Here is a 12,404-nt window from a genome sequence, read left to right as displayed (position 1 = left end):
TCGTTCAATCAAAGGCGGGCAAAGCGCTCGATCAACAGATCGAAGAAGCCGTCGGCATCGACGCTGCGCATGAAGGTCGCATTCGGCGTGCGACCGGAGACGCGCCACCAGTCGACGACGGTCATGCCGACCGTCAGCTCGGACTGCAGCTCGATCTCGACATTGCAGTGCCGTCCGCTGAAGAGTTCTGGCTTCAAGAGGTATGCGACGACAGTCGGATCATGCAGCGGTCCGCCATCCGAGCCGTATTTCTCCTCGTCGAAGCGCTCGAAGAATTCCAGCCACTCGACCATGACTTTGGCTGGCTTTGTGCCGAGCGCCGCCATGCGGGCAACGCGGGCCTTGGTGGTCATCAGCTGGTGGGTGACATCAAGCGGCATAATGGTGACCGGAATGCCCGAGCCGAGGACGGCGGCCGCGGCATGCGGATCGACATAGATGTTGAATTCGGCGGCTGGCGTGATGTTGCCCCCCTCGGAGAAGCCACCACCCATCATCACCAGTTCCTTGACGCGCGGTGCGATATCAGGCGCCTTCTGAAGCGCAAGGCCGATGTTCGTCAGCGGACCAAGCGTGCAGAGCGTGACGGTGCCTGCCGGCTCGTTGCGGACTGTCTCGATGATGAAGTCCACGGCGTGCTGGCTCTGGACGGCCATGGTCGGCTCCGGCAATACCGCGCCATCAAGACCGGTCTTGCCGTGCACATGTTCTGCCGTGACGAGCGGGCGTACCATCGGGCGATCTGCGCCCTCAAAGACCCGGCGATCGGTCTCGCCGCAGAGCTCGCAGACGATGCGGGCATTGCGGCTCGTCATCGTGAGCGGCACGTTGCCGGCGACCGTGGTGATGCCGAGCAGGTCGAGTTCGTCGGGGCTGGCAAAGGCGAGCATGAGGGCGGCGGCATCGTCCTGACCGGGGTCAGTATCGATGATGATCTTGCGGGGTTCTGTCATGGGGCAATCCTAAAGTCGAAAGCCCGAGGCTTGGAGCGCGGGTTCGCTTTTGTCAAGCAAGACAGTGCTTGTCGGGGCGCGCGCGATTTCCCATATTCGGCTTGGACGGACAGTCCCCGCAGGACTGAACGAGGGAATGAAATGACACGCAACAGACTGCCAACCGAAGCCTTTCTCATTACCTTCGACACTGGCGACGGCAGCGCCTTCCGGCGCCCGCGCGGCAGCGACGGATACCCGCCCTACGACATTGAGCGGCTCGCGCCGCAGAAGGGGGCAGAACGGTTGCGCGTCACGCTGGCAGTAGCTGGTTTTGCCGAGAACGAACTCGATGTCAGCGTGGAAGCCAATCAACTCGTGATTCGGGGCAAGCAGGTAGAACGCGAGGAGGCAGACTATCTCTTCCGCGGCATTGCCTCACGTCAGTTCCAGCGGGTCTTTGCCATAGAAGACGGTATGGAAGTGACCGGTGCCTCGCTTAGAAACGGGCTTCTCGCAATCGAGATCATCCGGCATGATCCCGTGCATCTGGTAAGGAAAATTAACATCTCCACCGCAGAATGAAGTTCGCGGCAATGTTCGGCCGCCTCTCCCTCATACGCGGAGGATCGGAATGTTACTCAAAGAAGCCTCATCCAGCCTGACGAAATCCGAACTGGCGCATCTCGGCGCCGGCGAAGTGGGCTATATCAGGAAGATGAAATCGGACGAAGTGTCCCGCTGCTTTCCGGAAGCTCCGGAAATCGATCCAACCCTGGATCTGTGGGCGTTGTTTGCCGCAGACGGCACGCCGATCCTGCTCACAGACAACCGGTCCAGCACCTTTTTCAAGGCAGCGGAAGACGACCTGAAGACCGTTTCGCTGCACTAACAGGTGCAGCGAACCTGACATCTCAGAGATGCGAATCAGCGCTTGCGAAATGTGAGATAGGCCGATGACCGGCCTTCACGTCGGGCCTTGGCTTCGTAGCGCGTCCCCGGCCAGCCCTCATAGGGCGTGAGCCAGTCGCTCGCATTGCGGGCCAGCCACTCGAACCCACCATGATCGCGGCAGTGCTGCAGCGTCCAATTGACATAAGTATCGATGTCGGAGGCGAAGCAGAAAATGCCTTCCGGCTTCAGCACCTTGTGGAAACGCTGCAGGTTGACCTGCGAGACGAAACGACGCTTCCAGTGCTTTTTCTTGGGCCAGGGATCGGCGTAGAGGAGATCGATCTGATCGATCTGGCCTTCCGGCAGCCAGTCCAGCAATTGTGTCGCATCATCGTCGTAGACGCGGATGTTCTTCAAACCCTCAACCTCCACGACCGCGAGCAGTTTCGCCATGGAATTGACGAAGGGCTCGACGCCGATGAAGCCTGTGGTGGGATTGGTGCGGGCGCGGTGAACCAGATGCTCACCGCCGCCGAAACCGATTTCCAGACGGATCTTGTCGACGGGAACAGCGAAGAGCGACTTGAGGTCGGCCGGCACCGCGGATGCGAGGTCGACCTTCAGCTCCGGCAGGACGGTTTCCATGCGCTCGACCTGTTGCTCGCGCAACGGCTTGCCCTTGCGTCGACCGAAGAAAGCTTCGGTCGACCTCGTCCTGCGTTCCTGTTCCGTCATTCAGATCAAGCCTTGATCGCATCCTTGAGCGGCTTGACCAGATCCAGCTTCTCCCAGGAGAAGGAACCGTCACGGCCAGCCTTTCGGCCGAAATGGCCGTAGGCCGACGTCTTAGCATAGATCGGCTTGTTCAGGTCAAGATGGCGGCGGATGCCCGACGGGGACAAATCCATCACCTTGCGGATGCCAGCCTCGACCTCGTCCTCGGTCACCTTGCCGGTGCCATGCAGGTCGACATAGATCGACAGCGGCTGGGCAATGCCGATGGCATAGGAGATCTGGATCGTGCAGCGCTCGGCGAGACCGGCAGCGACGACGTTCTTGGCGAGGTAGCGGGCAGCGTAAGCGGCCGAGCGGTCAACCTTGGTCGTGTCCTTGCCCGAGAAGGCGCCACCGCCATGGGGGGCTGCGCCGCCATAGGTGTCGACGATGATCTTGCGGCCTGTGAGGCCCGCGTCACCATCCGGACCGCCGATGACGAACTTGCCGGTCGGGTTGATGTACCAGGCGCAATCATCGGCGATCTTCAATTCGCCCAAGGCTTCGCGGATGAAGGGCTCGACAACCTGGCGGACCTTCTTGGAATCCCAGCTTTCGTCGAGATGCTGGGTGGAAAGAACGATCGAGGTCGCTTCGGCCGGCTTTCCGTCGACGTAACGGACTGTGACCTGGCTCTTGGCGTCAGGGCCGAGCTTGCCGACATCACCCTCGCCCTTCTTGCGGGCGGTGGAGAGTGTCTGCAGAATCTTGTGCGAATAATAGATCGGGGCCGGCATCAGGTCCGGCGTCTCCTTGCAGGCATAACCGAACATGATGCCCTGGTCGCCAGCGCCTTCGCTGTTGGAGCTGTCGGCAGCCTTGTCGACGCCCTGGGCGATGTGGGCGGACTGCGAATGCAGGAGCACATCGATCTTGGCCGTCTTCCAGTGGAAGCCGTCCTGCTCGTAGCCGATATCGCGGATCGCCTTGCGGGCGGCGGACTTGAACTTGGCGGGGTTGATGACCTCGTTGCCATTCTTGTCGGTCTTCATCAGGCTCGGCGGAAGGCGGACCTCACCGGCGATGACGACACGGTTGGTGGTGGCAAGCGTTTCGCAGGCGATGCGTACGGTCCAGGGATCAACGCCGGTCTTGGCGGCTTCGCGATACACGAGGTCGACGATTTCGTCGGAGATTCGGTCACAAACCTTGTCCGGATGACCTTCGGATACGGACTCGCTGGTAAATAGGTAATTCGCACGCATCGGGATTCCCCTCAAAGTATGGATGGCGGGCATCGTTACTCAGTTCGAAACCCGATGACAAGGACACAACCACATAAATATATCTTTATGTGAGTAAATTTTTCCTTCTGCGGACACAAAAAAAGCGACCCTGCGGCCGCTCTCTTTGTCAGGCGTGTATCTGAGTTCACTCGCTGTCAGCTTCGGCCGCCAGAGCCTTGACCAGATCGACAATCTTGCGACGGACCTTGGCGTCGCCGATCTTCACGAAGGCGCGGTTGAGCTGCAGGCCTTCGGAGGACGACAGGAAGTCAACGACATAATTCGAGCTGGAGGCTTCAGCCATGCCCGAGTTCGACGGCTGATCGCCCGGCGCATCTTCGAAGAAGAAGGATACCGGCACAGTCAGAATATTGGAGATGTTCTGAAGGCGGCTCGCGCCAACGCGATTGGTGCCCTTTTCATACTTCTGGATCTGCTGGAAGGTGATGCCCAGGCTCTCGCCCAGCTTCTCCTGGCTCATGCCCAGCATTGTACGACGAAGGCGAATCCGGCTTCCGACATGGATGTCAATCGGGTTCGGCTTCTTCTTGTTCTCGATCATTAATGTCGTCCTGACAAAATTGTTGGCGTTGCGACCATAACCCCATACCCGCCAAACCAAAACGAGACGTTGTGCTCGCCATTGATCATTTTCCAGCATACTTGCAGATTATCGGTCTGAGCCACTATGCAATTTTAGGGGTTTTTGGTCAATTCGTCCGCCTAATAAAACCCAGACTAGAAACTACGGCGACCAGGGTCATGGACACCAATACCAACCATAAGTTTAAATTATGGTTGTAGCCGCTCCGTTCCGGAACAGATGCTACACCGAAGGTTGCATCAGCGGCACCGACAGCATCAAGGGAAAGTCCCTCAATAACGCGTCCATAGGGGTCGACAACGGCGGAAATGCCGTTATTGGCCACACGGATCAGCGGCGCGCCAGTCTCAACTGCACGCAAGCGGGTCTGCAGGAAATGCTGATAGGGGCCCGGGGTTGCGCCGAACCAGGCGTCATTGGTGACGTTCAGGATGACACTGGCGCCGGCCAGATCAGGCGCAATTTCCGCCGGAAAGATCGCTTCATAGCAGATCAACGGATAGAGACCGAGGCCTGAAGGAAGCTTCAATGGCGTGCGGCTGGAGGCTGCGGTGAAGCCGCCGGGCAGGCTGATCAACTCCTCGATCCCGAATTCCCGCAACAGGCCCTCATAAGGCACGTATTCGCCGAAGGGCGTGAGATGGACCTTGTCGCTCGCGGCGAGGATCTGTCCCTTGTCGTCGATCATGTAGACGGAATTGTAATAGAGCGGCATCTGGCCCGCGCCACGTTCTTCCGCCCGGACGGCGCCGGTCAGCAGGATCTGCCCGTCCTGGAGTACATCTCCGATCCGCGCCAGAGCATCGGGGTTTTCCGTCAGGATGAAGGGGACGGAGGTTTCCGGCCAGACGATCACATCCGGCCGGGGCTTGCCTTCCTCGGGTGGGGCTGCCGTCAGCGCCAAATGCTTCTCGAAGATGCCGATGCGGTCGGTGTTCTCCATCTTTTGCGACTGATCGATCGATGGCTGCACGAGGCGGACAGTGAGCGTCTGATCCGTTGCCGCCACCGGCGCGACATAGAGGCGATAGGCGCCATAGCCCAGATGAGCGCTGAGCAGGCTCGCGGCCAAAAGCAGGCCGGGCCACGCGCCTCGACGCGTGCCGAGGAGTGCTGGAGCAGAAAAGACGAAAACGGCCAGCGGTGTGATGGCGAGGACGCCGAGCACATGGCTCGACTGCATCATCAGGGGGACCGGCATGGCGGCATAGCCGATCGCATTCCAGGGGAAACCGGTCGCGACAAAGCTGCGCAGCCACTCGGCAAGACCGAAGGCGGCAGCAAGTGCTGCAATGCGGCCCATCCCGTCCGACCAGACGAGACGCGCAAGCATCGTGGCCAGTCCGTAGAAGATCGCGAGCACGGCGGGCAGGCCGAGTACCGCCAGCGGAATTGCCCAGGCGAATTCATCCGCTTCCAGAAGCAGGGCATTTCCGAGCCACCAGAGGCCGCAGACAAAATAGCCGAGGCCAAAGAGCCAGCCCGTCCAAAAGGAGGACGACAGCCCTGCCCTGCCGGTTTCCGCATTGCCGGTCGCGCCGTCCAGCAGCCAGACCAGCAGCGTGAAGGAGATGAACATCGACGCGAAGATGTCGAAGGGCGGAAGGGCGAGCGCCCCGATTGCGCCTGCGAGAACCGCGAGCCCCGCCCGCCTCAGCCCCCACAACAGCAGGATCCTCGTTGCCAAAGCCTGCATGTCCACCCCTTTTGCCCCGAATCAATCGCGGGCAGTCTCCCAAAAAACGGAGGCCATGTCGCGGTTTTCGGCGCTGAGGATGGCGACCGTCAGGCTGACGATCGCTCGGCGCTTTCCATCTCGGTCACCGGGGCTTCCGGGGCCGGCTCGGCGGCGGGTGGTGTTTCGACCTTCGGTGCGCGCGGCTTGGCAGGAGCCCTTGTCCGCGGCTTTGCCGCAGTCTCACCCGATGCGGGCGCGGAGGCCTTCGGGGCCTTTGCCTCGGCAGCCTCGTCCGCACGGACCTCAACATCACCCTTGGTCGTCGAACGACGGCGGGCGCCGGCGCGCTTGCGGCCGATCCGGACGCGCTTGATGCGCCGGGGATCCGCATCCAGAATATGGAATTCGAAACCGGGCATTGCCTGCACGACTTCGCCACGCGCCGGAATGCGTCCGAGCGCCGAGAAGATCAGACCACCCAACGTGTCGACGTCTTCGATCCGGTCGGCAATGTCGAAATCCGGGCCAATCGCTTCGGCGATCTCTTCCAGTTCGACGCGCGCATCGGCGATAATGACGTCGTCGGAGACGCGGCTGAACATGACTTCTTCGTCGTCGTGTTCATCGTCGATGTCACCGATGACCATTTCGACGATGTCCTCGTGGCTGACGAGGCCGTCCGTGCCACCATATTCGTCGATCACGAGCGCCATCTGGGTGCGGGCTGCCTGCATGCGGCTCATCAGGTCGGAGGCAAGCATCGAGGGCGGCACGAAAAGGATGGAACGGATGATGCCGGCTTCGGCAACCGTCTTGCTCAGATCAATGCGGGCAAGATCGAAGTCCATCTTCGGCTTGGCCGACTTCTCGACCTTTTCGGTCTTTTCAGCCTTCTCGCCGCCAGTTGCTCCGTTGGCTGCCTTGGCAGCCACGCGCCTGCGACTACGGGCCTGCTTGGTGACGTAGGAGAGCAAGTCGCGGATGTGGACCATGCCGCGCGGATCGTCCAGCGTATCGGCATAGACGGGCATGCGCGAGCGACCAGACACATCGAAAATGGTCATCAACTCGCCGATGGTGACGCTCTGATCCACCGCTTCGATGTCGACACGCGGGACCATGATGTCCTCGACACGGACCTCACGGAAGCGAAGGATGTTGTTGAGCATCGCCCGCTCTTCGGGCGTGAAAGCTTCGCCGAGGCTGGCATCGGCGCTCAGGGCGACCGTTAGGTCTTCGCGCAGGCTCGTGGAGGAGGATGGCTTCAGAATACGGCCCAGTCGGGCCCAGAAGGAAGGATGTTGGCGTGCCGAGCTTTCCGCTCGGTAAGGACTACTGCCCTCGTCCGAAGACGATCCTTCGTTACTCTCTTTGGCCTCGGGGGCCGACTTCGTTGCAAAATCGCTCATTGTTCCAGACTATCAGATGGGGTCCTGCCCCGCATAGGGGTCAGATAGGCCAAGTTCTGCCAGAATGCGAGTCTCCAGCGCTTCCATTTTTTCGGCGTCATCGTTTTCGATATGGTCGTAGCCGAAGAGATGCAGAAATCCATGAACCATCAAGTGTGTCAGATGATCCTCGAAACTCTTTTCGAGATCAACGGCTTCACGCTCCACTGTCTCGCGGGCGATGATGATATCGCCGAGCATCGGACCGGGCATCTTGCCAGGGGTCAGCGGGAAAGCGGGAAAGGACAGGACATTGGTCGGCTTGTCCTTGCTGCGCCATTCCGCATTGATCTCGCGGATCATCTCATCGTCGCCGAAGACGAGCGAAACCTCTGTCGGCTGCGTCGGGAAGGGCTGAGCTTCTTTCGTAGCGATATAGGTTTCTGCCGCACCGAGCACGCGTAGAGCTAAAGCCTCCAACGCGGTCTCATCTGCCCAACCGTCGCTCTCGACGGCAATCTGTATGTCCAACTGGCTCATCGTGTGATCGCAGAGCGGGCTTAGTGCTCGCTCTGCTCGCTCTCGTCCTGTACCTTGTACTTTGCGTCATAGGCCTGCACGATGCGGCCGACAAGCGGATGACGCACAACGTCGGTGTCCTTGAAGCGGACCACCGACACGCCTTCGACACCCTTCAGCACGGTCAAAGCCTCAACCAGACCCGACGTCACGCCGCGCGGCAGGTCGACCTGGCTCGGGTCGCCGGTGATGATCATGCGACCGTTTTCACCGAGACGGGTGAGGAACATCTTCATCTGCATCGAGGTGGTGTTCTGCGCCTCGTCGAGGATGATCGCGGCATTAGCAAGGGTGCGGCCACGCATGAAGGCAAGCGGGGCAATTTCGATGACGCCGGCCGTGATGGCACGCTCCACCTTGTCGCCCGGAATCATGTCGTAGAGCGCATCATAGAGCGGGCGCAGATACGGATCGACCTTCTCCTTCATGTCGCCGGGCAGGAAGCCGAGGCGCTCACCGGCTTCGACGGCCGGGCGCGTCAGGACGATGCGATCGACAACGCCACGCTCCAGCAGCTGGGCGGCATGGGCAACGGCAAGATAGGTCTTGCCGGTACCGGCCGGGCCCACGCCAAAGACCATTTCCGACCGCTCCAGCGCGCGCATGTAGGCGTCCTGGGTCGGGGTGCGGGCCGCGATCGTCTTCTTGCGCGTGGAGATCTGCGCCATGGAGAGCTTCGCCTTGCGCTCCAGCGTCGGAAGCGACAGCTGGTCGTCTGCGGCGACCGCCATGCGGATGGCACCTTCGACGTCGGAGGCTTCCACCGATCCGCCGCTCTGCAGGCGGGCATAGAGGAAATCGAGTGCGCGGCGGGCCTGGTTGGTGGCCTGCAACTCGCCCGTGATGGCAACAGAATTGCCACGGGCACGGGCTTCGATCTGGAGGCGCTGCTCGAGAAGTTTCAGATGCTGGTCGAACTGGCCAAAAAGCTCGCTCGCAAGCCTGTTGTTCTCGAACGTCAAAATGAAGTGATTGGCGTCGGTCGCAGTTGTGCGGACATTGCGCGAGGGTGAAGAAACCACTTCTGTTGCGTTCAAGCGATCAGGCTCCTGTTGCGATCAGGTTCAGGCCCTCACTCTAACCCTCTGCCACCTCGGCAAACAAGCTGTTTGGGCCGGCTGCGGTGATTCGTACCTGTATAATGTCACCGATTTGCGATGACTTTGCATCAACATTCACAGACTGTAGCCAAGGCGACCGACCGATCAACTGCCCCGGCATGCGGCCCGGCTTCTCCAGGAGCAAATCAATGGTCTTGCCGATCATCGACTGCATGAAGGCCTGCTGCTGTTCCAGCAACAGCGCCTGGAGCCGTGCCAGGCGTTCGGTCTTCACATCCTCGGCCACATGATCCGGCAGATCGGCGCCGGGCGTGCCGGGACGTGTCGAATACTTGAACGAATAAGCCTGCGCGTAGTTCACTTCGCGGACGAGATTCATCGTGTCCTCGAAGTCCTGATCCGTCTCGCCCGGGAAACCGACGATGAAATCGCCCGACAGCGCGATGTCAGGACGGACAGAACGGATGCGCTCAATGAGGGCGACATATTCGGAGGCCTTGTGGCGCCGGTTCATGGCTTTCAGGATCCGGTCGGACCCAGATTGCACCGGCAGATGTAGATAGGGCATAAGCATCCTGAGATCGCGATGTGCCTCGATCAACCGATCGTCCATGTCGCGCGGATGGCTTGTGGTGTAGCGCAGGCGGGCGAGACCGGGGATTTCAGCGAGCCGGTAGAGCAGATCGCCGAGGCCGATCGCCCGCCCCTTCTCGTCTTCGCCATGCCAGGCATTGACGTTCTGGCCGAGCAGGGTCAATTCGCGCACACCTGAATCGACGAGGCGACGGGCTTCGGTCAGCAACTGGGAGAGCGGGCGGGAGACTTCCGAGCCACGGGTATAAGGCACGACGCAGAAGGTGCAGAACTTGTCGCAGCCTTCCTGCACGGTGAGGAATGCCGTGACCGAGCGCGGCTTGCCCGCGACCTTGGTCGGGTCCGGCAGGTACTCGAACTTGTCTTCCAGCGCATATTCGGTATCGACCACGCGCTCGCCGGCCCGAGCCTTCTGGAGCGCCTGCGGCAGACGGTGATAGGTCTGGGGGCCAAGCACCACGTCGACTGCTGGTTCTCGACGCGAGATTTCCTCGCCTTCAGCCTGGGCGACGCAACCGGCGACGCCAATCATGAATTCCTTGCCTTCAGCTGCGCGGGCTTTCTTGTGCTCACGCAGGCGACCGAGCGCCGAATAGACCTTTTCGGCGGCCTTTTCACGGATGTGACAGGTGTTCAAGAGGACGAGATCTGCCTCTTCCATGACCTCGGTCGGGGCATAACCATCCGCCGCGAGGGCATCGGCCATGCGGCCGCTGTCATAGACGTTCATCTGGCAGCCATAGGTCTTGATGAAGACCTTGCGCGTGTTGGCGCCCGGCATCGGCGTTTCGGTGAGGCTCGCGGTTTCCTGGGTCATGGCGCGCTATTTAGTGGTTTTCGGTGCGCGATTAAACCGAAAAGTTGGCCGCCACGTTCAGCGGCGATGCCGACCGCGCAGATGGGCGAGCAGCAGGGTGCGCAGCTGTTCCTCGATGCGGATGGCAAGCGCCTTGCGGCTGTCGCCTTTCTTGAACTCCACCGTCTCGCCGAAGGTCACGTCGACATCGAGCGCTCCGGCGCGCAAGACGCCCATAAGGTGCTCCATCAGCCCGACATCACCCGGCCAGCCGGCGATCGGACGGTGATAGCGGCCCATGGGCATGCCCTGGACGCGGGTGTAGGCGATCGCGACAGGCTGGACATGCACCACCGCATCCTCTTCATTCGGCAGTGCGGCTGCGGCCGCCCCAAAGAGGGAAGACTTGATGCCGAGGATGCGGTTACCATCCGACGTCGTGCCTTCCGGGAAGAGCACGACGATTTCGCCATCGGCCATGCGGGCTGCGATCTCATTGACCTGGTCGCCGGTTCGGCGCTTTTCTTCCCGCACGACGAAGATGGTTTTCTGCAACCTCGCCAGGAAGCCGAAGACGGGCCAGGAGCCGACCTCGGTCTTGGCGATGAAGGTGACATCGGCGAGCGAGCCGAGGACGAGAATATCCTTCCAGGAGGCGTGATTGGCGGCGATCATCAGCGGACGGCGGGTGTCGAGGGTGCCGTGGACATGCACGCGGATGCCGAGGAACCAGAGGGCCAGCCGATGCCAGCGGCGCGGCAAACGGCGGCGAAGCAGCCAGTCGAAGCGCAGCGCCAACAGCTGGACTGGGATCAGCAGCCCCGAGACCACCAGCAGCACAATGAGATAGAGCCCGACCCTCAGCCAGTTGATCACGCGGGCCTCACTGGCATGGCGGGCATCGGCTTATTTCTCGTCCTTCGACAGCGGAATGCCATAGAGTTCGAGGCGGTGGCCGACGAGGCGGAAACCGTGTTCACGGGCGATCCGCTCCTGGAGCGCTTCGATCTCCGGTGAATGAAATTCGACGACGGTACCGGTCTTCAGATCGATCAGGTGATCATGATGTTCTTCCGGAACGGTCTCATAGCGAGAGCGGCCGTCACGGAAATCGTGCCGCTCGATGATGCCGGCATCTTCGAAGAGTTTGACGGTGCGGTAGACCGTCGAGATCGAGATCTTGGCATCGATCTTGGAGGAGCGACGATAGAGCTCCTCAACATCCGGGTGATCGTCGGATTCTTCGAGGATGCGAGCGATGACGCGGCGCTGCTCGGTCATGCGCATGCCCCGCTCGGCACACAGCGCTTCCAACGATTTCAGGGCGTCATTCATGGTGTCAGCATATCCGCAGAAGGTCGGTTCGTCCAACCGACCGGTTAGCGAAGATCACGGCGCATGACAAGCGCGGAGGACCGGCGGCCGTTTTCGTCGGTGTAATAGGCCGGGCGTTCGCCGGCCTTCTCGAAGCCGAGCTTGCGGTAAAGCCCAAGGGCTGCGTGGTTACCATCATCGACTTCCAGGAACATGGATTCACCACCCCGCGACTTCGCTTCGCGCAGTGCCGCCTGCATCAGCCGCCAGCCGAGGCCGAAGCGGGCGACCTTGTCGCTCACCGCAATCGTCAGGATTTCTGCCTCGCCGGCGACCTCGCGCGCCAGCACGAATCCCGCGAGCGGGGCCTTGAAGATCAGCGTATTGGTCTGCCAGGCGGCAAAGCCGAAGGTGTTGGGCTGCAGAAGCAAGCTCAGGAACTCGCCATCGCCCCAGGCTCTCGGGAAGCGCTGGCCATGCAGCTCGGAGACTGCGTGGCAGTGTTCGGAGATCATGGGGACAATTTCGAACTCAGGCTGGCGGTAGAACAGGCTGTCGCGCATG

Annotated in this window: 14 protein-coding genes; 2 read left to right on the top strand and 12 right to left on the bottom strand. The window is 61.0% G+C overall.

Going from position 1 to position 12,404, the window contains the following annotated elements:
- Positions 1 to 8: 8 nt before the first annotated feature.
- Positions 9 to 953, bottom strand: coding sequence for a nucleoside hydrolase (locus D4A92_RS08750; RefSeq protein WP_054149130.1), 945 nt, complete (start codon positions 951 to 953; stop codon positions 9 to 11).
- A gap of 141 nt (positions 954 to 1,094) precedes the next feature.
- Here D4A92_RS08750 and D4A92_RS08745 point away from each other — a divergent pair, with 141 nt between their 5' ends.
- Positions 1,095 to 1,517: an Hsp20 family protein gene (locus D4A92_RS08745; RefSeq protein ID WP_203019334.1), complete on the top strand. Its 423-nt coding sequence runs from the start codon at positions 1,095 to 1,097 to the stop codon at positions 1,515 to 1,517.
- Between the two features lie 49 nt (positions 1,518 to 1,566).
- Positions 1,567 to 1,824 carry a DUF1150 family protein gene (locus D4A92_RS08740; protein WP_076391737.1) on the top strand — a complete coding sequence of 86 codons (258 nt, stop codon included), beginning with the start codon at positions 1,567 to 1,569 and terminating at the stop codon, positions 1,822 to 1,824.
- Positions 1,825 to 1,859: 35 nt separating this feature from the next.
- Here D4A92_RS08740 and trmB read toward each other — a convergent pair whose 3' ends face one another.
- From trmB to D4A92_RS08685, 11 genes are all read right to left on the bottom strand, one after another.
- A complete protein-coding gene (trmB, locus tag D4A92_RS08735; protein ID WP_203019333.1) occupies positions 1,860 to 2,561 on the bottom strand; it encodes a tRNA (guanosine(46)-N7)-methyltransferase TrmB in 702 nt (233 codons plus the stop codon).
- A 5-nt stretch (positions 2,562 to 2,566) separates the two neighbouring features.
- Positions 2,567 to 3,805 (bottom strand): methionine adenosyltransferase, encoded by a 1,239-nt coding sequence (metK, locus tag D4A92_RS08730; RefSeq protein WP_203019332.1) that lies wholly within the window; start codon positions 3,803 to 3,805, stop codon positions 2,567 to 2,569.
- A gap of 166 nt (positions 3,806 to 3,971) precedes the next feature.
- Complete coding sequence (locus D4A92_RS08725; RefSeq protein ID WP_006728024.1) at positions 3,972 to 4,388, bottom strand: helix-turn-helix domain-containing protein; 417 nt, start codon at positions 4,386 to 4,388, stop codon at positions 3,972 to 3,974.
- Positions 4,389 to 4,536: 148 nt separating this feature from the next.
- Positions 4,537 to 6,126, bottom strand: coding sequence for an apolipoprotein N-acyltransferase (gene lnt, locus D4A92_RS08720; protein ID WP_203019330.1), 1,590 nt, complete (start codon positions 6,124 to 6,126; stop codon positions 4,537 to 4,539).
- A gap of 89 nt (positions 6,127 to 6,215) precedes the next feature.
- Entirely contained in the window at positions 6,216 to 7,517 is a 1,302-nt protein-coding gene (locus tag D4A92_RS08715; RefSeq protein WP_246754049.1) for a hemolysin family protein, read from the bottom strand.
- A gap of 12 nt (positions 7,518 to 7,529) precedes the next feature.
- Positions 7,530 to 8,036 (bottom strand): rRNA maturation RNase YbeY, encoded by a 507-nt coding sequence (gene ybeY, locus D4A92_RS08710; protein WP_203019328.1) that lies wholly within the window; start codon positions 8,034 to 8,036, stop codon positions 7,530 to 7,532.
- A gap of 20 nt (positions 8,037 to 8,056) precedes the next feature.
- Positions 8,057 to 9,112, bottom strand: coding sequence for a PhoH family protein (locus tag D4A92_RS08705; protein ID WP_203019326.1), 1,056 nt, complete (start codon positions 9,110 to 9,112; stop codon positions 8,057 to 8,059).
- Between the two features lie 40 nt (positions 9,113 to 9,152).
- A complete protein-coding gene (miaB, locus tag D4A92_RS08700; RefSeq protein ID WP_203019324.1) occupies positions 9,153 to 10,547 on the bottom strand; it encodes a tRNA (N6-isopentenyl adenosine(37)-C2)-methylthiotransferase MiaB in 1,395 nt (464 codons plus the stop codon).
- Between the two features lie 57 nt (positions 10,548 to 10,604).
- Positions 10,605 to 11,399, bottom strand: coding sequence for a lysophospholipid acyltransferase family protein (locus D4A92_RS08695; protein ID WP_425959012.1), 795 nt, complete (start codon positions 11,397 to 11,399; stop codon positions 10,605 to 10,607).
- A 33-nt stretch (positions 11,400 to 11,432) separates the two neighbouring features.
- Positions 11,433 to 11,861, bottom strand: coding sequence for a Fur family transcriptional regulator (locus D4A92_RS08690; protein ID WP_006728031.1), 429 nt, complete (start codon positions 11,859 to 11,861; stop codon positions 11,433 to 11,435).
- Between the two features lie 44 nt (positions 11,862 to 11,905).
- Positions 11,906 to 12,403 (bottom strand): GNAT family N-acetyltransferase, encoded by a 498-nt coding sequence (locus tag D4A92_RS08685; RefSeq protein WP_203019320.1) that lies wholly within the window; start codon positions 12,401 to 12,403, stop codon positions 11,906 to 11,908.
- Position 12,404 lies beyond the last annotated feature (1 nt).

The sequence above is a fragment of the Rhizobium rosettiformans genome, from assembly GCF_016806065.1.
GTDB lineage: Bacteria > Pseudomonadota > Alphaproteobacteria > Rhizobiales > Rhizobiaceae > Allorhizobium.
The sequence above is the reverse complement of the archived record's forward strand: the minus strand, read 5'-3'. Positions and strand labels throughout refer to the sequence as shown.

Bases quoted from the DNA above. Each gene is read 5' to 3' on its own strand.
- D4A92_RS08750 (WP_054149130.1), bottom strand. From the start codon at position 953: ATGACAGAACCCCGCAAGATCATCATCGATACTGACCCCGGTCAGGAC.
- D4A92_RS08745 (WP_203019334.1), top strand. From the start codon at position 1,095: ATGACACGCAACAGACTGCCAACCGAAGCCTTTCTCATTACCTTCGAC.
- D4A92_RS08740 (WP_076391737.1), top strand. From the start codon at position 1,567: ATGTTACTCAAAGAAGCCTCATCCAGCCTGACGAAATCCGAACTGGCG.
- trmB (WP_203019333.1), bottom strand. From the start codon at position 2,561: ATGACGGAACAGGAACGCAGGACGAGGTCGACCGAAGCTTTCTTCGGT.
- metK (WP_203019332.1), bottom strand. From the start codon at position 3,805: ATGCGTGCGAATTACCTATTTACCAGCGAGTCCGTATCCGAAGGTCAT.
- D4A92_RS08725 (WP_006728024.1), bottom strand. From the start codon at position 4,388: ATGATCGAGAACAAGAAGAAGCCGAACCCGATTGACATCCATGTCGGA.
- lnt (WP_203019330.1), bottom strand. From the start codon at position 6,126: ATGCAGGCTTTGGCAACGAGGATCCTGCTGTTGTGGGGGCTGAGGCGG.
- D4A92_RS08715 (WP_246754049.1), bottom strand. From the start codon at position 7,517: ATGAGCGATTTTGCAACGAAGTCGGCCCCCGAGGCCAAAGAGAGTAAC.
- ybeY (WP_203019328.1), bottom strand. From the start codon at position 8,036: ATGAGCCAGTTGGACATACAGATTGCCGTCGAGAGCGACGGTTGGGCA.
- miaB (WP_203019324.1), bottom strand. From the start codon at position 10,547: ATGACCCAGGAAACCGCGAGCCTCACCGAAACGCCGATGCCGGGCGCC.
- D4A92_RS08690 (WP_006728031.1), bottom strand. From the start codon at position 11,861: ATGAATGACGCCCTGAAATCGTTGGAAGCGCTGTGTGCCGAGCGGGGC.
- D4A92_RS08685 (WP_203019320.1), bottom strand. From the start codon at position 12,403: ATGCGCGACAGCCTGTTCTACCGCCAGCCTGAGTTCGAAATTGTCCCC.